Source organism: Microbacterium sp. G2-16M (genome assembly GCF_055809115.1).
This window is the reverse complement of sequence record NZ_CM147897.1, coordinates 1,793,089-1,814,781: the sequence shown is the minus strand read 5'-3', so window position 1 is coordinate 1,814,781 and position 21,693 is coordinate 1,793,089. Positions and strand designations below refer to the sequence as shown.

The 21,693-nt window shown below is 68.1% G+C and carries 18 protein-coding genes; 11 read left to right on the top strand and 7 right to left on the bottom strand.

The window, feature by feature from the left end:
- Nucleotides 1-23 precede the first annotated feature (23 nt).
- Together AC0L6F_RS08575 and AC0L6F_RS08570 are read left to right on the top strand one after the other, a co-directional pair.
- Complete coding sequence (locus AC0L6F_RS08575; RefSeq protein ID WP_473537524.1) at nt 24-1,103, top strand: Gfo/Idh/MocA family protein; 1,080 nt, start codon at nt 24-26, stop codon at nt 1,101-1,103.
- The gene (locus AC0L6F_RS08570) at nt 1,103-1,879 is read left to right on the top strand and encodes an IclR family transcriptional regulator (protein ID WP_473537523.1); all 777 of its coding nucleotides are present in this window, start codon (nt 1,103-1,105) and stop codon (nt 1,877-1,879) included. Before AC0L6F_RS08575 ends, AC0L6F_RS08570 begins: the two co-directional genes overlap by 1 nt.
- Before the next feature lie 3 nt (nt 1,880-1,882).
- Here AC0L6F_RS08570 and AC0L6F_RS08565 read toward each other — a convergent pair whose 3' ends face one another.
- The 6 genes from AC0L6F_RS08565 to AC0L6F_RS08540 all read right to left on the bottom strand — a co-directional run bounded on the left by AC0L6F_RS08565 (nt 1,883) and on the right by AC0L6F_RS08540 (nt 8,104).
- Nucleotides 1,883-2,719 (bottom strand): IclR family transcriptional regulator domain-containing protein, encoded by an 837-nt coding sequence (locus AC0L6F_RS08565; RefSeq protein ID WP_473537522.1) that lies wholly within the window; start codon nt 2,717-2,719, stop codon nt 1,883-1,885.
- Nucleotides 2,720-2,771: 52 nt separating this feature from the next.
- The gene (locus AC0L6F_RS08560; protein ID WP_473537521.1) at nt 2,772-3,527 is read right to left on the bottom strand and encodes an ABC transporter ATP-binding protein; all 756 of its coding nucleotides are present in this window, start codon (nt 3,525-3,527) and stop codon (nt 2,772-2,774) included.
- Nucleotides 3,524-5,377: a branched-chain amino acid ABC transporter ATP-binding protein/permease gene (locus AC0L6F_RS08555; RefSeq protein WP_473537520.1), complete on the bottom strand. Its 1,854-nt coding sequence runs from the start codon at nt 5,375-5,377 to the stop codon at nt 3,524-3,526. The genes AC0L6F_RS08560 and AC0L6F_RS08555 overlap by 4 nt, the downstream gene beginning before the upstream one ends.
- Entirely contained in the window at nt 5,374-6,243 is an 870-nt protein-coding gene (locus AC0L6F_RS08550) for a branched-chain amino acid ABC transporter permease (RefSeq protein ID WP_473537518.1), read from the bottom strand. The genes AC0L6F_RS08555 and AC0L6F_RS08550 overlap by 4 nt, the downstream gene beginning before the upstream one ends.
- A 74-nt stretch (nt 6,244-6,317) precedes the next feature.
- The gene (locus AC0L6F_RS08545; protein ID WP_473537517.1) at nt 6,318-7,499 is read right to left on the bottom strand and encodes an ABC transporter substrate-binding protein; all 1,182 of its coding nucleotides are present in this window, start codon (nt 7,497-7,499) and stop codon (nt 6,318-6,320) included.
- A 143-nt stretch (nt 7,500-7,642) separates the two neighbouring features.
- A complete protein-coding gene (locus AC0L6F_RS08540) occupies nt 7,643-8,104 on the bottom strand; it encodes a type II 3-dehydroquinate dehydratase (RefSeq protein ID WP_473537516.1) in 462 nt (153 codons plus the stop codon).
- Nucleotides 8,105-8,230: 126 nt separating this feature from the next.
- On the opposite strand from AC0L6F_RS08540, the gene AC0L6F_RS08535 reads away from it, so the two are divergent.
- The 8 genes from AC0L6F_RS08535 to AC0L6F_RS08500 all read left to right on the top strand — a co-directional run bounded on the left by AC0L6F_RS08535 (nt 8,231) and on the right by AC0L6F_RS08500 (nt 19,026).
- The gene (locus tag AC0L6F_RS08535) at nt 8,231-9,094 is read left to right on the top strand and encodes a shikimate dehydrogenase (RefSeq protein WP_473537515.1); all 864 of its coding nucleotides are present in this window, start codon (nt 8,231-8,233) and stop codon (nt 9,092-9,094) included.
- On the top strand, nt 9,087-10,847 hold the full coding sequence (locus AC0L6F_RS08530; RefSeq protein ID WP_473537514.1) for an FAD-dependent oxidoreductase: 1,761 nt from the start codon (nt 9,087-9,089) through the stop codon (nt 10,845-10,847). The genes AC0L6F_RS08535 and AC0L6F_RS08530 overlap by 8 nt, the downstream gene beginning before the upstream one ends.
- A complete protein-coding gene (locus AC0L6F_RS08525; protein ID WP_473537513.1) occupies nt 10,844-11,677 on the top strand; it encodes a sugar phosphate isomerase/epimerase family protein in 834 nt (277 codons plus the stop codon). Before AC0L6F_RS08530 ends, AC0L6F_RS08525 begins: the two co-directional genes overlap by 4 nt.
- Nucleotides 11,674-13,407, top strand: a complete 1,734-nt coding sequence (locus tag AC0L6F_RS08520) for an FAD-dependent oxidoreductase (protein ID WP_473537512.1) — start codon at nt 11,674-11,676, stop codon at nt 13,405-13,407. Before AC0L6F_RS08525 ends, AC0L6F_RS08520 begins: the two co-directional genes overlap by 4 nt.
- 164 nt (nt 13,408-13,571) lie before the next feature.
- A complete protein-coding gene (locus AC0L6F_RS08515; RefSeq protein ID WP_473537511.1) occupies nt 13,572-14,579 on the top strand; it encodes a ThuA domain-containing protein in 1,008 nt (335 codons plus the stop codon).
- Nucleotides 14,580-14,752: 173 nt separating this feature from the next.
- Nucleotides 14,753-15,460 carry an IclR family transcriptional regulator gene (locus tag AC0L6F_RS08510; protein WP_473537510.1) on the top strand — a complete coding sequence of 236 codons (708 nt, stop codon included), beginning with the start codon at nt 14,753-14,755 and terminating at the stop codon, nt 15,458-15,460.
- On the top strand, nt 15,457-16,224 hold the full coding sequence (locus tag AC0L6F_RS08505) for an IclR family transcriptional regulator (RefSeq protein ID WP_473537509.1): 768 nt from the start codon (nt 15,457-15,459) through the stop codon (nt 16,222-16,224). Before AC0L6F_RS08510 ends, AC0L6F_RS08505 begins: the two co-directional genes overlap by 4 nt.
- 267 nt (nt 16,225-16,491) lie before the next feature.
- Complete coding sequence (locus tag AC0L6F_RS08500; protein WP_473537508.1) at nt 16,492-19,026, top strand: outer membrane protein assembly factor BamB family protein; 2,535 nt, start codon at nt 16,492-16,494, stop codon at nt 19,024-19,026.
- A gap of 63 nt (nt 19,027-19,089) precedes the next feature.
- On the opposite strand, the gene AC0L6F_RS08495 is transcribed toward AC0L6F_RS08500, so the two are convergent.
- A complete protein-coding gene (locus AC0L6F_RS08495) occupies nt 19,090-19,764 on the bottom strand; it encodes a TetR/AcrR family transcriptional regulator (RefSeq protein ID WP_473537507.1) in 675 nt (224 codons plus the stop codon).
- Nucleotides 19,765-19,778: 14 nt separating this feature from the next.
- Here AC0L6F_RS08495 and AC0L6F_RS08490 point away from each other — a divergent pair, with 14 nt between their 5' ends.
- Nucleotides 19,779-21,692, top strand: coding sequence for a bifunctional sugar phosphate isomerase/epimerase/4-hydroxyphenylpyruvate dioxygenase family protein (locus tag AC0L6F_RS08490; RefSeq protein WP_473537506.1), 1,914 nt, complete (start codon nt 19,779-19,781; stop codon nt 21,690-21,692).
- The last annotated feature ends 1 nt before the right edge of the window (nt 21,693 follow it).

The following is a 21,693-nucleotide window of genomic DNA, read 5'->3' as shown; positions in this document are numbered from 1 at the left end:
TCTTCTTGTCGAAGGAGACGGATGTGAACGATGACGCAGCGAGGATCCGAGTCGGACTGATCGGCGCCGGGACGATGGGCCGGCGTCATGCCGCGCTGCTCTCAGCGAACCGCGCAACCGAACTGGTCGCTGTGGCCGACCCGGACTCGGGAGTGGTCGCCGCCGAGCACGCCGTGCCCTGGTATCGCACGCACGACGAACTTCTGGCAGCCACCGAGATGGACGCGGTGATCATCGCGAATCCCAACCGGATGCATGTAGAGACGGCGCTGGACTGTCTGCAACGCGGACTCGCGGTGCTGCTGGAGAAGCCGATCGCCGTGGACTACCTCGAATCCATCCGCCTCGTGGCGGCGAACCGCAGCAATCCGCGACTGCTGATCGGCCACCATCGCCGGCACCATCCCTCGGTCGTGGCGGCCAAAACCGCCATCGAGGCGGGCCGGGTCGGGCGCATCGTGGCGGCGAACGGCATCTGGGCGGCGCGCAAGCACAACGGATACTTCGACGACCCCTGGCACCGCGAGGAGGGCGCCGGGGTGATGCTCATCAACCTCGTGCACGATCTCGACCTGCTGCGCCATCTGTGCGGCGAGGTGCGCGCGATCCAGGCCATCGTGAGCAATCACGCGCGGGGTCTCGCCGTCGAAGACACCGTGGCCGTCAACATCGAGTTCGCCAGCGGTGCCGTGGGCAGCTTCCTCGCCTCCGACGCCGCACCGTCGCCGTGGGGCTGGGATCAGTCGACGCGCGACTCCGACGAGTTCCCGTTCTATCCCGATGGCGTTGCCTTTCAGCTCATGGGTGAGCGCGGGGCGCTCTCGCTTCCGAACCTCGCGCTGTTCGACAGCCCGTCCGAGACGGAACCGGATTGGCACCGGCCGATGAGCCGCCAGTACCTGCCGGCATCCGGGCCTGACTCGTACACGAACCAGCTTGCGCACTTCGTCGACGTCGTGCGGGGGGACGCTGTGCCTCTGGTGACGGCGGAGGACGCATCGCTCAGTCTTGCCGTCGTAGAGGCTGCGCGCTTCGCCGCCGACAGCGGTGAAGCCGTCGACCTCGCGAAGTTCCGCGCCGCCAGCTTCGCCGAGCTGGCCTGATGGCCACGGCGAATCTCTCCCGCGGTCTTGCGATCCTCGAGGAGCTCGTCGGCCGGTCCGACGGCTTGAGCCTCGGCGAGGTCGCCGCCCGGTTGGATCTGCCCAAGAGTGCTGCGCATCGACTGCTGACGGATCTGTGTGAGGCCGGATGGGTGAGCCAGCGGCATTCGGGCGATCCGTATGCCCTGACGCTGAAGATGGTGTCGATGGGCCTGCAGCATCTCCGCGACATCCCGCTCGTCGAACTCGCCGTCCCGACGCTGCAACGACTCGCCGAAGAATCGAGCGAACTGGCCCGCCTGAGCATCATCGAAGACGACACGCTGGTGTGGGTGGCCAAGCGCCAGGGTGCGCAGGCCGGGTTGCGCTACGACCCGGACTCCGGGCGCGAGGCGGTGCTGGCCACCACAGCGAGCGGGATGGCCTGGCTCTCGACGCTCGACGACGACGCTGCGCTGGTGAAGATCGATGCGCAGTGCGATCGCCTCGGCCTCGTCCACCCCGAGAAGGCGAGTGTGCGTGCCGAACTGCGCAGGGTGCGTGAGACGGGCTACGCGTGGGCCGACAGCACCTTCGAGATCGGACTCGCGGGCATCGCCGTGCCCATCACGACGGCCGGAGCCGAGGCGATCGGAGTGCTCAGCGTCGCCGGACCAGCCGTGCGGTGGACCTTCGACAGAGCCACGTCGATCGTCCCCCTGCTCACCGAGCACGCGCGGATGATCGCCTCGATCGCTCGCACAGGGTTCGCCGATCGAGCGCCCTTCTGGGCCTGACCCTCAGGGTGCGGCGTTCCGCGAAGGAGCCGCGAACGGCCGCATGGCCCCCAGATCTGCGCTGATCGATGCGGCGGTATCGCGCAGCGGCGGCAGCAGCTCTGAGACGATGGATGCCACGGAGTGGCGCGAATTCGTCGTCGACACGTTCACCGCGGCCACCGTCGGCCCCTCGGCACCCTGCGTGATGGGCACTGCCACCGATCGGAGCCCGGGCTCGAGCTCCTGGTCGGCGAGAGCGTAACCCTGTCGTCGCACGAGCGCGAGCTCGTCCCGGATGCGGGCGCCTCCGACGAGCGTGAACGGCGTGCGGGGTGCGGGTTGCCCGTCGCCGATGATCAGGTCGACGTCGTCGTCGGGCAGGGCCGCCAGCAGCACGCGCCCCATCGCGGTGATGGCCGCGGGGAAGCGCGTGCCGATGCTGATGTGCAGCGACATGATCCGCTGGGTGGGCACGCGCGCGACATAGACGACGTCGGCGCCGTCCAGGACCGATGCCGATGTGGATTCGTTGACGGCCCGTCCGAGCGCTTCCAGGTGCGGCTGGGCGATCTCGGGCAGGGAGAGCGCCGACAGATAGCTGAACCCGAGTTCGAGCACCTTCGCGGTGAGTTCATACGTGCGTCCGCGCACTCGCACGTAGCCGAGGCTCTCGAGCGTGCGCACGAACCTTGCCGTCGCCGCACGGTTGAGCCCCGTGCGGCGGGCGATCTCGCCGATGCTCATCGTGGAATGCATCGCATCGAACGCCGTGATCACGCTCAACCCCCGCACGAAGGACTGCACCGTGGTCGCGCGCTCGTCTGCCATCCCCGGCGACGGATGAGCGATCGTGGTCACGTGCGCACTCCTCGCTCGAGCGGTCCTCGGCCCGTCCGTGGCATCCTCGCCATCAGATCCCCAGATAGATGCGGCGGACCTGGGGATCGTCGCGCAGATCGTCGGAGTCGCCCTCCATCACGATCTCGCCGTTCTCCATCACGAAGCAGTGCCGGGTCGCCTCGAACGTGAGCTTCGCATTCTGCTCGACGAGCAGAATGCCCAGGCCCTGGTCGTTGAGTCGGCGCACGACGCTGAGGACATCGTCGACAAGCCTCGGCGAAAGCCCCATCGATGGCTCGTCGAGCACGAGCAGCTGCGGTTGCAGGATCAGGGCGCGCCCGATCGCGAGCATCTGCTGCTGGCCGCCCGAGAGAGCGCCCGCCAAGCGCCCCTTCATCTCACCGAGCACCGGGAAGATCTCGTAGACCTCGGCGAGGCGCGGCTTCAGCGACGCATTCCACCGCCGGATGTAGCCGCCCATCATGAGGTTCTTCTCGACTGTGAGCCCCGGGAACACCTGGCGCCCCTCGGGCACGTACCCGATGCCGTGGCGGATCACGGTGCGTGCCGGCACCGACATGAGGTCGACGTCACCGAAGGTGAGGCTCGTCGCCCGGCGCTTGACCAGGCCCAGCACCGCCTTCAGCGTCGAGGTCTTGCCGGCGCCGTTGGCGCCGATGATCCCGACGGACTGGCCCGGCTTCACGCTGAAGCTGATGCCGCGCACGGCCGTGACGCCGCCATAGTGCACGGAGAGGTCTTGCACGTCGAGCGTCGCGCCGGTGACGGGCTTCGACGTCTCGCGCTCGGTATCGGGCGTGGTCATGGGCGCGTCTCCTCGGTCTCGGCGGCGGCTTCCTCGATCGCCTCTTCGAGCTCTTCGTCTATCGTCGCGTCGTCACCGAGGTAGGCCTCGATGACGGCGGGCACCTTCACGACATCGGCCGGCAGACCGTCGGCGATCACCGCACCCGAGGCGAGCACCGTGACCCGGTCGCACAGCGACATCATCAGACCCATGTTGTGCTCGATGATGAGCACCGTCACGCCGTCGGCGCGCACGTCGCGCACGATCGCGCTGAGCTGATTCGTCTCATCGCCGTTCAGGCCGGCGGCGGGCTCGTCCAGCAGCAGCATCTTCGGCTTGCTGGCCATGGCCCGGGCGATCTCGACGCGGCGCTGGGCGCCGTACGAGAGCTCGGCCGGCAGTGCGTCGGCGAACGGGGTCAGGCCGTACCGCTCGAGGATCTCATCGGCCTGACGGACCATCTGCCTGTTCACTCCCGACACGCGGAACGGGCCGAGCAGGTAATTCCAGTTCCAGCCGACTCTCGTGCGGTCAAGGCCCACGAGCACGTTCTCGCGCACGGTCTGCAGCTTGAACAGTCGCAGGTTCTGGAACGTGCGGGCGAGTCCCGACATGGACAGCGCGTATGCCCCGCGTCCCTTGGTCGGCTTGCCGAACAGGGTGATGGCGCCCGAAGTCGGCTGATTGATGCCGCTGAGAACGTTGAAGAACGTCGTCTTGCCCGAGCCGTTCGGCCCGACGATGCCGCGGATCTCGCCCTCGTGCACCGTGAGGTCGACCCCGTTGAGTGCGCGCAGACCCTTGAAATCCTTCACGATCCCGTGGGCCTGAAGCATGACGGGAGCCTTCTCGAAGTCGGGTACGGCGCCTTGATCGTGTCGGGCGACGTAGGCCCCGACCCCGATCGACGCGACGCCAGCGCCCTTCTTGCGGAACAGCGACCAGATGCGCTTGGGCAGGCCGGCCAGACCCGTCGGGGCGAACACGACGACCAGCACGACCAGCGCGCCGTAGCCCAGCTGTGCGAAGGTGGCGAAGTTCGCGAACGCCTCCCGGGCGACTTCGAGGACCACCGCACCCACGATCACGCCGCCGATCGAGTAACGACCGCCGATGATCACCATGGCGAGCAGGAGGAACATCTGGCTCAGCGAGAAGGACTCGGGGGAGACGAATCGGATGAGCCCCGCGTACAGAGCGCCGGCGACGCCTCCGAAGATGCCACCGAACGAGAAGGCGACCAAGCGCAGAACCGGCACGTTCACGCCCATCGCCGCGGCCGCGAGGGGGTCATCGCGCATGGCGCGCAGGCGGCGGCCGAGCTGGGTGCGCACGATGAATGCGCCGGTGGCGGTGGCGATGATCAGCACCGCGGCTTCGAGGTAGAAGTACAGGAAGTCGCTGCTCAGGTCGATGCCGAAGAATGATGCCGCCGGCAGCCCGCCGAGGCCCGAGGCCGATCCGGCGAGCGGCCAGTTCATGATCGCCGAGGTGAAGGCGATCGCCAGTCCCAGCATCACGAGCGCCAGATAGTGCGATTGCACGCGCAGCGCCGGGATGCCGAAGATCAGCGACATGATGATCGATACGATGATGCCCGCGAGGCCCCCGGTCCAGAAGTTGAAGCCGAAATGGGTCGTGCAGATCGCCGAGGTATAGGCGCCCATGCCGAAGAACGCGATCTGCGCCAGGTCGAACTGTCCCGAGATGCCCATGCTGAGGAACAGCCCGATCGCGAGCAGGCAGAAGATCATCGCCACATTCGCGACGTGGACCGTGTAGCTGGTGAGCAGGTACGGCAGGATGATCGCGACGACGATGGCGGCGACGGGGACGCCGATGAAGCGGATGACGCTGGAGCGGTTCATGCGCGGTTCACCGTCCTCTCTCCGAAGATACCGGTCGGCCGCACCGTGACGATGATCGTGAAGACCACGAACGCAGCCACGTCGGCGTAGCCCTGGAACAGCCCGCTGGCGATCGAGTAGATGACGCCGAATGCCAGGCCGCCGACGATGGCGCCCTTGATGCTGCCGAGGCCGCCGAGCACGGCGCCGGCGAAGCCCATGATGCCCAGCTGCGAGCCGAAGGTCGGCGCGATGTAGAGCACGGGACCCGCGAGTCCGCCGGCGAGGGCGGCCAGGGCCGAGCCGATCGCGAACGCGAACGCGTTGCTGCGGCCGACGTTCACGCCGAGGGCCGTGGCCTCTTCGTGGTTCATCGCGGAGGCCTGCATGGCCGAGCCGGTCTTCGTCTTCTCGAGGAACAGCCACAGCAGCACTGCTGCGATACCGGCCACGATGATGATGATGGCGCGCCACTTGTCGACGAGGATGCCGCCGAAGTTCAGCGGTGCGTCCCCGACGGGGCTGGGCACGGCCTGACCGGCGGTGCCCCAGATGATCATGGCGACCGCCTGCAGCATCGTGCCGAAGCCGATGGTGCCGATCAGCATGAGGTCGAAGTCCTTGTTCTCGAGCGGTCGGAGGATGCGCTCGATCACGATGCCCATCGCGGCGTTGATGATGATCGCCGTGATCATCGCGAGCCAGAACGGCATGTGCGAGTAGATGAACAGGGTGGCGCAGATGTAGGCGCCGATCATGAGGATGTCACCGTGGGCGAAGTTGACCAGGCCCATGGTGCGGTAGACGAGGGAGAAGCCCAGGGCGACGAGCACGTAGATCGCACCGATCCCGAGCCCGCCGACGAGCGTCTGCACGACGATTTGCATGGAGGAAGCCCTTTCGGGGGTGTGCGGTGCCGGCCCGGGGCTGCCCGGGCCGGCACCGCGTCACGGAATGCGGATCACTTGCCTTCTTGGGGCACGAGGTTGCCATCGGCGTCGACGAGGCCGATGTGGGTCACGTGCACACCGAGGCCGTCGGCGTCGAACTCGAAGTCGCCCACGAGGCCGGTGTACTTGACGGCGCGGATCGCGTCGGCGAGCTTCTGGCCGGTGGCGACCTTGGAGTCCTTCAGCGCCTGGATGACGATGTTGGCGCCGTCGTAGGCCTTGGCGCCGTGCAGTTCAGCATCCTCGCCGTAGGCCTTCTTGTACGCCGCGGCGAACGCCTTCGTCTGGTCGTTGTAGTCATTGCCGAAGTAGGGCGTCGCCACGACCGAGTCCTTCGCGGCGGCCTTGCCGGCCGTCTCGACGTACAGCGGCGTGCTCATCGGGGAGCTGCCGGCGAACACCGCGTCGATGCCGAGCTGACGAGCCTGCTTCGCGATGAGGCCCGATTCGACCTCTTCGGCGCCGATGAACAGAACCTCGGGCTTGGCGCCGCGGATCTTCGTCAGCGCGGAGCTGAAGTCGGTCTGCGTCGGGGTGACCACCTGGTCGGCGACCGGCTTGACGTCGCCCAGCGCCTCGAGGAACGCGTCGTGCTCGCCGGCACCGTATGCGCCGTTGTTCGAGATGAGCGCGAACTTCGTGTAGCCCTTGTCGCCCTTGAGGTAGTCGGCCAGCGTCTTGTCGAACACCGCGCTGGACGGGCTGTTCAGGAACAGCATGGTCGAGTGCAGCTTGGGGAGGGCGGGCGAAGTCCCCGAGGTGATGTTCGGGATTCCCTCGGAGGAGAGGATCGGAGACATCGCGAGGGTCACGGCGCTCTCGGCGGTGCCGAACATGAAGATGTTGCCGTCGGAGCTGATCTTGCGGGCGAGGTTGGTGCCCGTGGTCGGGTCGCCCTGGTCGTCATAGACCTTCAGGTCGATCTTGCGGCCGTCGATGCCACCTGCGGCGTTGGCCTCGTCGATCGCGAGTTTGACGCCCTTGTATTCCCAGGCGCCGAGCGAACTCGATTGCCCGCTCTGGGCGTCGACGACGGCCATCTTGATCGGCGACGTGTCGTTGCCCGACGTGTCGCCGTTGTTGTTGTTGTTGCTGCTGCTGCTGCCGGGGGCGGCGCAGCCGACGAGTGCAAGACCCGCGGCTGTGACGACGGCGGCGACCGTCGCAAGACGGCCCATGTTCCGGTGGGACATATTCACCTCACTGTGTTGTATCCGATGGAAGGATATTTCGGGTGTGGACGCTGAGCGAACTCCGCGAGCGCAAGGCGAACAACGTCCGATAACAAACTAGGTAGTACAAACCGCGCCGTCAACGCATTGCCGCCGCGAGAAGGTCACGATCCTGTCACGACCGCGAGCGCGGCGGCCTGCCGCAATGAGAGCAGATACGAGTTGACGCCGGCGCCCATGATGATCGTGCGCGCCATGGTCGAGAAGTACGAGTAGTGCCGCCACTGCTCGCGCGCGTGGATGTTGGTCAGATGGCATTCGATGACCGGGACCGGGAGCATCGACATCGCATCACGCAGCGCGATGGAGGTCGAAGTGAGCCCGGCAGGATTGAGGATGACCGCGTCGAAGCCGTCCATCGCCTCCTGTGCCCAGTCGATGAGGACGCCCTCATGGTTGGACTGGCGGAAGTCCACCACGACACCCAGCTCGGCGGCGAGTTCGTGCATCTGCTCCTCGACCTCCGGCAGGGTCGTGGTGCCGTAGATCGACTCCCGACGACCCAGGTAGTTGAGGTTCGGGCCGCTCAGCACGAGGATCCGTGGACGGGCCGGCTGTGACTCCATTGTTGCTCCATCTCCATCGAGGGCTGGTATGTACGCTCAGCGAACGAGACGCCGCTTTGCGATCCAAATCGACCGTACATGTCTATTATCGTTGTTTGTACTGGTTAGTTCACATGGAGGTGGCGCATGCCCGTCGATCGCTTTCGAGTCGCGCTCTTGGGCGAAGGAGTCCGCCCGTCGTTGACGCCGTCGATGCACATGACGGAGGCGCAGCACCTCGGCATCGATTACGACTATGACGTATGGGACCTGTCGGAGATGGACCGCACGGCCACCGACATCGGAGCGCTCATCGCACAGGCCGAGAGTTCCGGCTATGACGCCATCAACATCACGCATCCGCTCAAGCAGGTTTCGCTGCCATTCATCGACGACCTGAGTGAGGAGGCGGAACTCATCGGGGCGGTGAACCTCGTGATCTTCCGTGACGGACGCCGCCACGGGCACAACACCGACGCGGTGGGTTTCGGCGAGGCTCTCGCGGACGGCCTGCCCGCGGCATCCCTCGACCGTGTCGTGCAGATGGGCACGGGCGGCGCGGGGTCGGCGACCGCGTACGCCCTGCTTTCGGCAGGAGCCGCGCACCTTGCGTTGACCGATCAGCTCATTGAACGCGCCGAACGGCTCGCTGAGCACTACCGCCCGGTCTTCCCGGCCAGCGAGATCAGTATCTTCGACCCGGTGGACGACAGCCCGCTGCGCACGGCGACGGGCGTCGTGAATGCGACACCGGTGGGCATGCACATGATCCCGGGTGCGCCGCTGGATGCCACCGTCGTGGCCCCCGATGCATGGGTCGCCGACGTCATCTACCGTCCCGTCGAGACCGAGCTGATCATCGCCGCGCGCGAGCGCGGCCTGCCCACGCTCGACGGCGGGCGCATGGCGGTCGGTCAGGCGGCGGCGAGTCTGCGGCTGATCACCGGTCTGCACCCTGATCGTTCGCGGATGCGCGGGCACTTCCTCGATCTGGTGGCCCAGGGTGCCTGAGCGGAAGGATGCTGCAGCGAGCGCTCTCTCGCGTCGGTATGACGTGATCGTGGTCGGTGCGGGAGCCGGCGGGCTCTCGGCCGCGGTGACCGCGGCGCACCACGGGCTGACGGTGCTCGTGCTCGAGGCCGCCGAGGTGTGCGGCGGTGCGACGGCGTGGTCGGGCGGTTGGCTGTGGGCGCCCCGCTCGATGCTCGCGCACGCGGAGGGGGTCGACGAGTCGATCGACGATGTGAAGGGATACCTCCACGCTGCTCTCGGAGACGACTACGACGACGCACGGGTCACGGCGTTCCTCGAGGCGGCCCCCGCCATGATCGAGTTCTTCCACACCAAGACTGCGACCCGATTCGTGCCCGGCTCGAAGATCAACGACGTCTATGGTGACCTGCCCCACGCCGGCACCGGCAATCGTTCTGCGGGTGCCAAACCCATCAATGCCCGCCGGCTGAGCCGCCGGGTGCGCCGGCAGCTGCGGGGGCAGCTCTACGAGACCTCCTTCCTCGGCATGGGCATCATGGCCGGCACCGATCTGGGGGGTTTCCTCGCTGCCGCCCGTGGCAGCATCGCAGGGCTGTGGCACGCGACGTGGCGCGTCGGGTTCCATCTGCTCGACCTCGTGCTGCACCGGCGCGGCATGGCTCTGGTCAACGGCACCGCACTGGTCGGGCGCCTGCTGCAGTCGGCCGAAGATGCGGGGGTGGAGATCCGTGTGTCCTCACCGGCGATCGCGCTGGGCCGCGATGAGGCGGGGCGCGTGAACGAGGTCACGGCCAAGACGCCGCACGGCGTCCAGACCTTCGCCGCCCGGCGCGGCGTGGTGCTCGCCGCCGGCGGCTACCCGCATGATGTGAAGCGGCGTCGCGAGACCTTCCCCCGCACGCCGACCGGCCAGGAGCACTGGCCACTGGCCCCGGCGACTGCGGACGGCGCCGGCATCACACTCGGCGAGAGCGTCGGCGGGAGGCTGCGCACCGATGGGGCGTCGGCGGGCGCGTGGTGCCCGGTGTCGCTCGTGCCGTACCGATCGGGTCGGGTCGGCACGTTCCCGCACATCATGGATCGCGCCAAGCCCGGATCGATGGGCGTGGTCTCGACGGGGCGCCGGTTCGTCAACGAGGCGAACGGGTACTACGACTATGTGACGGCGATGTTCGCGGCGGCACCAGAGGGCGAACCGGTGCAGGCGTGGCAGATCGGCGACACGCGGTTCGTGCGCCGCTACCCGCTCGGCATGGCCAAGCCGCGGCCGGTGCCGCTGTTCCCGTACGTGCGCAGCGGCTACCTCGTCAAGGCGCATTCGCTGGCCACGCTCGCCCGGAAATGCGGCGTCGACCCCGACGGCCTCGTGGCGAGCGTCGAGCGCTTCAACGTCGACGCGCGTCGTGGTCTCGACAGCGAGTTCGGCCGCGGCAGTACGCCGTTCAATCGGTACGGCGGCGATGCGCTCGTCGAACCGAACCCCTCGCTCGCCCCGATCGAGAAGGGGCCGTTCTACGCCGTGCGCATCGTGCCGGGCTCGTTCGGCACGTTCGCCGGTCTCGCGGCCGATACTCGCGCCCGCGTCCTGGACGAGCACGACGAGCCGATCCCCGGCCTGTACGCGGTCGGCGCCGATCAGGCCAACGTCATGGGCGGGCATTACCCGGCCGGCGGCGTGAACATCGGTCCCGCGCTCACCTTCGGCTTCATCGCCGGCAATGATCTGGCCGAGGCATCCGCCCCCGCAGCACAGAAGGAGAGCAGCCGATGACCGACCGACGCATCGGGGTCGCGCACCTCACACTCATGCCGCACGACCCGCTCACTCTCGTGGCCGCCGCGGCCTCGGCGGGGTTCGACTTCGTCGGGCTGCGCGTCCACGCCGTGACGGAGGCCGAGCCGCACTTCGACCTGCGCGCCGGCTCGCCGATGCTCGATGAGGTGACCCGGCGCGTGCACGACGGCGGGATGACGGTCGAGGACATCGAGTTCCTCGCGCTCACACCCGATGTCGGCCGGGAGGACTGGCTGCCTGCGCTCGAATCGGGCGCGGCACTCGGAGCATCTCTTTTCACTGTGACGGCAGCCGACGACGACCGCGCACGTCTTGTGGATCATCTCGCGGCTCTCAGCGAGGATGCCGAGGCCTTCGGCATCCGCCCGGCACTCGAGCCGATCAGCTACCAGGCGATCTCTCGCGTGGTGGAGGCGGCCCAGATCGCCGGCGCCGCGGGTGCGGCCCTCATGCTCGACCCGCTGCACTGGGCACGCGGTGGCAACACGGCGGCCGACCTGCGTGCCGTGGCGCCCGAACTCGTGCCGTGTCTGCAGCTGTGCGACGCCCCGCTGGAGGCGCCGGCGGGTGTGGATGCCGCAGCCCGGCGCCTCGGGCTGCAGGCCGAGGCCCGCGGCCATCGCCTCGCTCCCGGGGTGGGGGGTCTGCCGTTGGTCGACTTCGTCGACGCGTTCGCCGGCGACCTGCCGCTCAGCGTCGAGGTGCCGGACACCGAGGCGCTCGCCCGAACGACTCCCGCGGCCTATCTTGCGGAGCTGCTCGCTGCGACGCGCGCGTGGCTCGACGCGCAGGAGGCGCACCGATGACGGAGTGGGACGAGACCGTCGACCTCCTGGTGATCGGCAGCGGTGCCGGGGGACTGGCCGCCGCGGTCACCGCGGCCGAGGCCGGACTGCGCACGCTGGTGGTCGAGAAGACCGCATACCTGGGCGGCACCACGGCGTATTCGGCGGGCACGTGCTGGATGCCCGACAACCCGTTCCTGCGGGCAGCGGGCGTCGCCGGCGACGGCGAGGCCGCGCGCCGGTATCTCGATGCGCTCGTCGGCGACCGGGCGCCGCGGGATCTGCGCGAGGCGTATCTGGTGCGCGGTCTGGAGATGCTCGACCACTTCGAGCGGATGGGCGTGCGCTTCCGTCACTCGAGCACGGTCGTCGACTATCACCCCGAGATCGAGGGCGCCGGCGTCGGCCGCGCCCTCGAGCCCGAGCCGTTCGACGGGCGTCGCCTCGGCCCGAAGCGCTTCCGCCGGGTGCGCTGGCCCGTCCCCGAGTTCGCGCTGTTCGGCGGCACGATGATGCTGCGCCGCGCCGAGGTGGACCAGCTGCTCGGGCTGTTCCGCCTCTCGCCGGCCGCCGCCGTGCTCGCGTTGCGCCTCGGCGTGCGGTGGGCGTTCGACCTGCTCCGCTTTCCCCGCGGCACCCGGCTCGCGATGGGCAACGCGCTGGTCGCGACGCTCTTCCACACGCTCGGCGCCCACGGCGGAGGGGTGTGGTTCGACTCCACTCCGAAGAGCCTGCTGCGCGAGGGCGACGTGGTCGTCGGTGCCATCCTGCAGCGCGGGGGTCGCGAGCTGCGCGTGCGTGCGCGCCACGGCGTCGTGCTGGCCGGCGGCGGATTCGCCGCGAGCAGGCCGTGGCGCGAGCAGCACCTGCCGGAGCCGACGCCTCAGTTCACCCGCGCCTCCGAGGGAGCATCCGCCGACACGCTCGAGCTCGCGCTCGAGGTGGGAGCCGCGCTCGGCCCGGACCACGGCGACAATGCGTTCTGGTTCCCGAGCTCGATCGGTCACCGCCGCGACGGCTCGCTCGTGGTGGTCCCGCACATCTGGGACCGCGCCAAGCCGGGCATCGTGGCTGTGGGTGCCGGAGGGCGCCGCTTCGTCGACGAGTCGGTGTCGTATCACCGATTCGTGCGGGCGATGTACGCGACAGCGGATGCCGGCCCTGACGCTCCGGCATCGGATAACAGCGCCATCCCGGCGTGGCTCATCATCGATGCCGTGGCCCTGCGCGCCTACGGCCTCGGAATGATCCGTCCGCACACCCCGCGGCGGGTCGTGCGCCGCTACGTGCGTACGGGATACCTGCGCTCTGCCCCATCCGTGCGCGACCTCGCCGTCAGCATCGGCGTCGATGCGGACCGTCTGGAGCAGACCGTGCGTGACGCCAACCGGAGCGCGCGGGTCGGCGTCGACGAGGAGTTCGGCAAGGGAGCGAGCACGTTCGGGCACCAGTACGGCGACCCGCGTCACACTCCGAATGTGAATCTCGGCCCGATCGCGACGGCGCCGTTCTACGCACTGCCCGTGGTGCCGACACCGCTGGGCACCGCCCGTGGGCTGCGCACCGATGCCGAGGCCCGAGTGCTCGACGACCGCGGTGTGGCGATCGACGGGCTCTATGCGTGCGGCAACGACGCCGACTCGGTCATGGCGGCCGAGTACCCCGGCGCCGGGTGCCAGGTCGGTGCCGCGCTGACGTTCGGCTACGCCGCCGCACGTCATGCTGCGGCATCCGCCCCCGCGTCGGTCTGAGTCGCGCGGCCGCGCGTACTCGGCAGGCGTCGGCTTACTGGGTGGAACAGACGTTGAGAGGCGTCGATGCCGCTCAGTAGATTCAGCCGCATCCCAGGCTCCCGGTGCGCCGGAGCGCGGCGCGCGCAGGTCCGGGATTCTGACGATCGATCAAAGGAGATCTCATGAAATCCCTCATAAGATCCGCGGGCGTTCTCGTCGCGGCGGCAGCCCTGGGCGCCGGGATGGCGCTCGGTGGAGTGGCGGTGACGGGCAACGGGCACGGCAACGGCCACGGAAACGGCGTGGGCGGACAACCCACCACGGCCCAGTCGATCTACACCGACAAGATCGCCGACTACGGCGTGTGCCGCGGCGTCGACCAGTCGTGCTACAACGACTGGGGCAACGGGTGGGAGCAGGGCGAACAGAAGCGCATCCTCATCTGGAGCCGCACGGCCGGGCCGCGTCACGCCCACCTGGGCAGCCCGCTCGGCCCCGGTCTGAACCCGCCGCTGAACGACGACAACGTCGCGCAGGCCAACCTCAAGAAGTGGGCCGAAGAGCGCGGCATCGCGGTGGATTACACCGAGGACCTCAAGGCCTTCACTCACCTGAGCAACTATCAGGCGGTGGTCTTCCTCAGCTCGAACCGCGACACGCTCGATCTCGCGGGCGAGACCGCCCTGATGCAGTACATCCGCGGAGGTGGCGGCTTCGTCGGCATCCACAACGCGTTCGGCACCGAGTACGACTGGCCGTACTACGAGGGCCTGCTGGGTGGTGCGAACTACTACAACCACGGACGCGACCGCGACGGCACGCTCGAGGTCATGAACAAGAAGGATGTCTCGACGAAGTTCCTGCGTCACTCGACGCAGTCCTTCCACGACGAGTGGTACAACCTGGATCCGTTCCCGAGCTTCGTCAACGTGCTGCTCGAGGTCGACAAGGCCACGAGCGAGCAGACCGTGCAGGGCCATGGCGAGCATCACCCCGTGAGCTGGTGCCAGTACTACGACGGCGGTCGCGCATGGCTGACGACCCTGGGCCACGACGTCGCCGACTGGACCGACGAGCCGATGACCAACGACGCGGGCCAGACGATCTCCGGCGCCGACAGCTTCTTCGAGAACCATGTCATGGAGGGAATCGAGAGCGTGATGGGCGTCGAGCCCTTCTGCAAGTCGTGACCTCTGATCGATGATCTGAAGGGGTCCGGATCGGCTGTCCCGCCGATCCGGACCCCTTTGCGTTCCATCCAGTGAGTTGTCATTGTTCAATGAGAACGCTTTCACTTGCCTATGTGTCTGGGCGGGTAGAGACTGCCCATATGCGCTCGGCCCAGCATGGCAGTCCTGTCTCGGTGCTTGACCGCATCTTCGCCATCCTTGATGCGGTGCGTGAGGCCGAGGAGGCGGCGACGGTCGCGCAGCTCGCCTCGGCGACCGGCATCCCCAAGTCGACGGTGGCGCGACTTGTCGTCGAACTCGTGCGGCAGCGTTATCTCGCGCGTACCGACCGGGGCATCATGATCGGGCTGCGCCTGTTCGAACTCGGCGCACGCGCCAGAACACCGCGACGACTGGGCGCGGCTGCGCTGCCGGTGCTCGCAGAGCTGTTCCAGGCGACGGGGGAGCATCTCAACGTCGCCGTGCAGGAGGGCGACGACATGCTCACGGTCGTATCGGTGCGCGGGCGGCTGCGCCCGGCGCCCTCGCACGCGGGCGTGCGCGTGCCCGTCGTCACGACCGCGCTGGGCAAGGCGGTGCTCGCCTTCGCCGAGGACGACGTCGCGCTGACGCGCGTGTTCATCGGTCTCGATGTGCGGCTGCGACATCGCATCGAGAAGGAGCTGGACGCCGTACGCACGCATGAGTTCGCCGTCGACGTCTGCGAAACGTTCCCAGGAGTGGTCGCGGTGGCCAGTCCCGTGCTCTCGCCCGAGCGGCTTCCCGTCGCCGCGATCTCGGCGGCCGGTCCCGCGGCTGACATGGATCCGGAGCGCGTGGCGCCCCTCGTGCATCACGCCGCCCACGTCCTCACCCGGCGGCTGGCGGCGAGCGTGGCATGAGCGCCGAAGGCTCGGTCGACGATGCGGTCGGCGTGCTCGACCGCATGACGTTGATCCTCGAGTCGTTCGATCAGGACGACCGCGGGGCGACGATCTCGCAGCTGGCGACGCGGTCGGCCCTGCCGAAGTCGACGGTCTCGCGCCTGGTCGCAGCGCTCGTGGGTCAGGGATACCTCGAGCGTGACGGGCGCATGGTCCACCTGGGCGTGCGGCTTTTCGAGCTCGGCTGGCTCGCCGGACAGCCGAGTGCCCTGCGCGGCATTGCGATGCCGGTCATGATGGCGCTGCGCGAGGGGACCGCCCACGCTGTACAGGTGGCGTTCAGAGACGGTGAGGAGGTGGTCTGCGTCGCCGCGGTCCGAGGGCAGGCATCCGACCCCGTGCGGATCCGGACCGGCATGCGCCTGCCGGTGCACGCTACCGCCCTGGGGCTGGCAACGCTCGCGCACGCCTCGGGTGCCGTCGTCGATGCCGTGCTGGAGAAGTCGCTCGTCGCGTTCACGCCGCAGACGGTGACGGATGCCGTCGTTCTGCGCTCTCGCCTGGAGGAGATCCGCCGCGGGGCACCGGCATATGAGGCGGGCGAGTTCGCTTCCGACCACGCGAGTCTTGCACTCGCCGTCATGTCCGGCGGCGGCATGGCTGCCGCGATCTCGGTATCGGGGCATCCTGCAACATTCGACCCTGCGCGTCACCTGCCTCTGCTTCGCGCGGGTGCCGAGGAGCTCTCGGCGAGTCTCGCCCGATCCTCTGCGACGAGCTGACCGTCCCGTCTCACTCGCTGGGCCGCGTGTTGTCCGCCTCCTGATCACGCCGTAACTTCCGAATCGTCAGTAGTCGGTCGAAGACGATCAAGGAGTTGAATGATGACAAGACGTCTACCGGTTCGTAGCTGCGCAATTGCGATCGGCGCGGCGCTCATGCTCTCGGCGGCGGTGGTCGCGCCGTCCTATGCGGACAGCAGCCATGGCCATGGGCCTGGCCATGAGGACGATCCAGGGCACAGCGCCGTCGAAGCAACCGGCGCCGACATGCCGACGATCGGCGGCAACCTCGGCAGTCAGCGCTACTCATCGCTGGACGACGTCAACAAGCGCACCCTTGACCGGCTTGCACCCACGTGGCGCACGCACGTGTCGGCGGTCGCTCCGGCATCGGACGCCACAGGTCAGCAGACGGCGCCGATCGTCATCGACGGTGTGATCTATCTCGACACACCGTCAGGCGGTGTGATCGCTCTGGATGGCGCGACCGGCCAGGCGAAGTGGAAGTGGGAAGACACCGAGCACGGCATGTCGAAGACCCGCCGTGGCGACTCCGCAGGCGAGGGGCGCATCTACACTCTCGCCGGTGACAACTACGTCGTCGCGCTCGACCAGAAGACCGGAAAGCAGGTGTGGGCGGTGCAGCCCACAGGCCCGAACGGTGAGAACATCGGCCGGGTCGGAAAGGCCGCCACCGTGTACTCGGACGGGGTCGTCTACGTGCACGCGGCCGACGGCGACCGGGGCGCCGTGGTCGCCCTCGACGCGAGCGATGGCCACTATCTGTGGCACTTCTTCGGCAGTCCCACCCGCGGCGAGATCTTCACGAATCCCGACGGAACGACGTTCGACGCCTCGGCCACGTGGGGCCCGGCTCCCACCGACGGTGGGGAAGACTGCGCCGAGACGGGTGGTGCCACGAGCTGGATCAGCGGCTCGGTCGACCCCGAACTCGGCCTGTACTACGCCACGTTCGGCAACCCTCGCAGCTGCAATTCGTCGCAGGACGGCTCGGGTCGCCCCGGCGACGACGTGTTCGCCTCGACCATCGTCGCGATCGACGCGAAGACCGGCGAGCACCGCTGGCACTATCAGTCGATCCGCCACGGCATCTGGGACCTGGACAACGTGGAATCGCCGGTTCTGGCCGATCTGAAGATCGATGGCAAGAAGCGCCAGGTGCTCTTCTACGGAACGAAGTCGGGTCACCAGTTCGTGCTCGACCGCGCGACCGGCAAGCCGGTTCGCCCCGTCGTAGAGAAGCCGATGATCATCGACGACCGTCAACAGAATGCGGCCACGGAGCCGTTCCCGGAGGCGGACCCGCTGCCCGAGTGCATCGTGTGGCAGAAGCTCGATCCGAAGAACATCCCCGGCGACCCCTACCGTGGCGTGCCGAACTACGACGGCTACCAGCCGGATGAGCACGGCAACCTCGTGTTCAACCCCGACAGCTACGTCGCCGCCGACGAGTCGCACCTGACGTACCCGGAGGGCGCCGACCACCGCGAGGGCTGCCTGTACGACCCGCACTGGGAGCTGCCGATCCTGTCGACCTCGAGCCCGAACGGCGGCGCCGACTGGTCAGCGCAGTCATTCAGCCACAAGACGGGCCTGGTGTATATGCCGTACGGCACCAACCCGGTGGCGCACTGGCTCGGCGCGTCCTCGAACGGCCAGCGCGCGATCGGCCAATACCAGACCGGGGGAATCCTGGCCTATGACCCGACGACCGGCAAGCTGAAGTGGCGCAACCACCTGGGCACCGACATGTCGCACGGCCAGGGTCCGCTCACGACCGCCGGCGGCCTGGTCTTCGTGGGCCAAGCGGACGGACGCCTGCTGGCGCTCGATGACAGCACCGGCAAGGTCAGGTGGCAGTTCCAGACGGGAACGTCGATCGGCTCTCCGCCGGTGACCTACACCGTGCACGGCCAGCAGTACGTCGCGGTGTTCGCCGCAGGAACGACGAACCCGTACGGCGGATCGATCACCGCGGGCGATTCGATGTGGGCTTTCAAGCTCGACGGCCGATACACCACCGAGTCGGGCAGCCAGGAGGGGCCGCTCACGAAGCCGCTGCAGATGCGGCGGCCCGTGCAGGGCGGCGGTCCGGTCGACGGCGACACCGTCGACAACACCGTTCTGCTGGCGCGCTCCTCGCGTACGGCAGACACTGCGGCCGCTGCGGACAGCGTGAGTCAGTCGGCCATGCAGCCCACTGACCTGCGCGTGCACGTGGGCGACACCGTGACGTTCCTCAACCCGGGGGCCGAGACCTTCCCGAACCACCCGAACCTGAAGGAGCATTGCGCCACGCAGTTCTTCGAAGGGGAGTTCAACGCGAAGCTCGCACCCGGTGAGAGCTACACGCACACCTTCACACAGCCGGGGGAGTACTACTTCAACGACTGCACCGATCCGCGACCGACCGGCAAGATCGAGGTCGTGTTCGACGAGACGGAGCAGATCGCCGGAGCGCTGCGGTTCACTCCCGGCACGCTCAGGTTCGACGCCCGGACGTTCAACGACGTCCACGGCAAGATCACGGCGCACTTCGAGCTGCCGAAGGGATACCGGTACGACAGTGGCGCCGAGTTGGTCACACCGCTCGGACAGCAGCCGATCGAGCCGACCAAGGTCGTCGCGAACAAGAACCGGATCATCCTCACCTTCGACAAGGCCGACGTCGACAACAACGTGCCGGAAGGCGCGACCACGTTGACGGTGGAGGCGAATGTGAAGGTTCACGGCACGCTGCACCACATCGCCTCCGATGTGCAGGTGCGGGTCTCGAAGTAGTCACTCCGCGCCGCACCCGGCGTCGCGTCTCCACGGGGGCGCGGCGCCGGGTTGCGGCAGGCCTCAGCGCGGCGGCTCGAGGCTGGCGGGCATCGACGTCATCGTCGACACCACCATCTCGCCGGCGAGGCGCCGGTAGTAGTCATGCCGCTTGTCGTCGAGAAGGTCGCGGTCGAACAGCGATCGGAACGTGTACTGGTTCGCGACGTGGAACACCGCGTACGAGCTGATCATCATATGCACGTCGAGGGCATCGATGTCGTCGCGCATGACGCCGGCGGAGACGCCGCGTTCGAGCACGCGGGTGAGCATGTCGATGGCGGTGGAGTTGAGGTCGTGGATCACCTCGGATTCGCCGATGAACTCGCCGCGGTGGATGTTCTCGATCGCCACCAGCCGGATGAAGTCACGATGGGTCGTATGGTGCTCGTACGTCGCCTCGGCGAGAGTGCGCAATGCCGCTACCGGATCGATGTCGTCGACGTCGAGGTGCTGCTCGAGGGAGCGGATGACCTCGTAAGCGGTCTCGAGGACGCGCAGGTACAGACCTTCCTTGGAGCCGAAGTAGTAGTAGATCATCCGCTTGGTCGTGCGGGTGCGGCGCGCGATCTCGTCGACCCGACCTCCGGCCAAGCCCTGGGCCGCGAACTCGCTCGTGGCGACCTGCAGGATGTCCCGACGGGTGCGCTCCGGATCCCTGCGCCGCTCCGGTGCGGTGTGGGTGGTCGTGGTCGTCATCTCGAGTCCTCTGGGTGGCACTACTCACCGTAGTATCTCAGGGGCGCGGGCGCCCGGCGGGCGCAGCATCCTCAGTCTATGTACTGGATGGTACGTTAGCGCTCATGAAGACGTCGATCGCCACGGTGTGCATCAGCGGGACGCTCGGTGAGAAGCTGCGCGCCTGCGCCGATGCCGGCTTCGACGGGGTCGAGATATTCGAGCCCGACCTGATCGCCGCGCCCGAGAGTCCGGAGGAGATCCGAGCGCTCGCCGACCGACTCGGTCTGTCGCTCGACCTCTATCAGCCGATGCGCGACGTCGAGGGGGTGGATGCCGCGGCGTTCGCTGATGTGCGTCATCGGGCGCGGGCGAAGTTCACGCTCATGCAGCGCTTGGGCATCGACCTCGTGCTGTGCTGCAGCAACGTCGGCACGGCCACGATCGACGACGACGAGGTCAGCGCCGCGCAGTTGCGCGAGCTCGGCGACCTCGCCGACGAGTACGACGTCCGGATCGCGTATGAGGCACTGGCCTGGGGGCGGTACATCGACGACTACCGGCGGGCCTGGCGCATCGTCGAGCTCGCCGATCATCCCCGGGTGGGTGTCTGCCTCGACTCGTTCCACATCCTTTCGCGCGGGCATGATCCGAACGACATCGAGCGGATCTCCGGCGAGAAGATCTTCTTCGTGCAACTGGCCGATGCGCCCGCGATGTCCATGGACGTGCTTTCGTGGAGCCGCCATCACCGGCTGTTCCCCGGGGAGGGCGACTTCGACCTCGAGGGATTCCTCACGCATGTCGTACGCGCCGGGTACACGGGCCCGCTGTCGCTCGAGGTGTTCAACGACACCTTCCGGCAGACGGACCCGTTCGAAACGGCGGTGCATGCGCGCCGGTCGCTGCGGTGGCTCGAGGATGCGGCAGCGCGGCACCTCGGGGCGGCAGTCGCCTCGCCGCTGCAGCCGCTGACGGCGACCGCGCCGCCGGTCGGCTTCGACTTCGTCGAGATCAAGGCGGAGGACACCTCGCAGCTGGAGGTGATGCTCGCCCAGCTCGGCTTCTCTTCGCGCGGGCGTCACCGGTCCAAGCCCGTGACGCTGTGGAGCAGCGGACAGGCGCGCGTCGTGCTCAATGAGCAGCATGCGCACGGGGAGGACCCGCACCTGTCAGCAGTGGGTTTCGAAGTCGCGGACGCCGGGCTGCAGGCGCAGCGGGCCCGCGAGCTCGGCACGGCGTTCGCCTACCGGCGCACCTATGCCACCGAACAGGCACTCGATGCGGTGGTGGCCCCCGAGGGCACCGAGCTGTACTGGGTGGATGCCGTAGGCGGTGCCGAGCCCGCGTGGACGGCGGAGTTCGAGCACGGCGTGGCCGCGGCATCCGACCCGGCGGGAGTCTTCGCGATCGATCACGTGAGCCTCATGCAGCCGTGGCAGGTGATCGACGAATCCGTGCTGTTCTACACGTCGGTGTTCTCTCTGGATCCGGGGAGTGCGACCCACGTCGCCGGCCCGCAGGGCCTCATGCAGAGCCGCGTGCTGCGCGCGGACGGCGTGCGGCTGCCCCTGAACGTCGCGCCGACCGGGCTCGCCGACCGGCGATCCGGGGGAGGCCTGGCACAGCACATCGCATTCCGGTGCACCGACGCGCGCGCGCTCGCCCGCGCCGTGCGCGACCGCGGACTCGAGGTGCTGCGCATTCCCGTGAACTACTACGACGACCTCATTGCACGCTTCGACCTCGAACCGGAATTCATCGACGAGCTGCGTGGACTCGGACTGCTCTACGACCGCGACGGCGACGCGGAGTACCTGCAGTTCTACACGCGGACCGTCGGCCAGATCTTCTGGGAGTTCGTCGAGCGTCGGGCGGGGTACGACGGCTATGGCGCGGCGAATGCACCGGTACGACTCAGCGCGCAGAGCGCGCCGCGCCGGGCGTGAC

What these genes read in the sequence shown, in the direction of transcription:
- AC0L6F_RS08570 (WP_473537523.1), top strand. Translation starts at nt 1,103, where the DNA reads ATGGCCACGGCGAATCTCTCCCGCGGTCTTGCGATCCTCGAGGAGCTC.
- AC0L6F_RS08560 (WP_473537521.1), bottom strand. Translation starts at nt 3,527, where the DNA reads ATGACCACGCCCGATACCGAGCGCGAGACGTCGAAGCCCGTCACCGGC.
- AC0L6F_RS08555 (WP_473537520.1), bottom strand. Translation starts at nt 5,377, where the DNA reads ATGAACCGCTCCAGCGTCATCCGCTTCATCGGCGTCCCCGTCGCCGCC.
- AC0L6F_RS08550 (WP_473537518.1), bottom strand. Translation starts at nt 6,243, where the DNA reads ATGCAAATCGTCGTGCAGACGCTCGTCGGCGGGCTCGGGATCGGTGCG.
- AC0L6F_RS08545 (WP_473537517.1), bottom strand. Translation starts at nt 7,499, where the DNA reads ATGTCCCACCGGAACATGGGCCGTCTTGCGACGGTCGCCGCCGTCGTC.
- AC0L6F_RS08540 (WP_473537516.1), bottom strand. Translation starts at nt 8,104, where the DNA reads ATGGAGTCACAGCCGGCCCGTCCACGGATCCTCGTGCTGAGCGGCCCG.
- AC0L6F_RS08535 (WP_473537515.1), top strand. Translation starts at nt 8,231, where the DNA reads ATGCCCGTCGATCGCTTTCGAGTCGCGCTCTTGGGCGAAGGAGTCCGC.
- AC0L6F_RS08525 (WP_473537513.1), top strand. Translation starts at nt 10,844, where the DNA reads ATGACCGACCGACGCATCGGGGTCGCGCACCTCACACTCATGCCGCAC.
- AC0L6F_RS08520 (WP_473537512.1), top strand. Translation starts at nt 11,674, where the DNA reads ATGACGGAGTGGGACGAGACCGTCGACCTCCTGGTGATCGGCAGCGGT.
- AC0L6F_RS08515 (WP_473537511.1), top strand. Translation starts at nt 13,572, where the DNA reads ATGAAATCCCTCATAAGATCCGCGGGCGTTCTCGTCGCGGCGGCAGCC.
- AC0L6F_RS08505 (WP_473537509.1), top strand. Translation starts at nt 15,457, where the DNA reads ATGAGCGCCGAAGGCTCGGTCGACGATGCGGTCGGCGTGCTCGACCGC.
- AC0L6F_RS08500 (WP_473537508.1), top strand. Translation starts at nt 16,492, where the DNA reads ATGCCGACGATCGGCGGCAACCTCGGCAGTCAGCGCTACTCATCGCTG.
- AC0L6F_RS08495 (WP_473537507.1), bottom strand. Translation starts at nt 19,764, where the DNA reads ATGACGACCACGACCACCCACACCGCACCGGAGCGGCGCAGGGATCCG.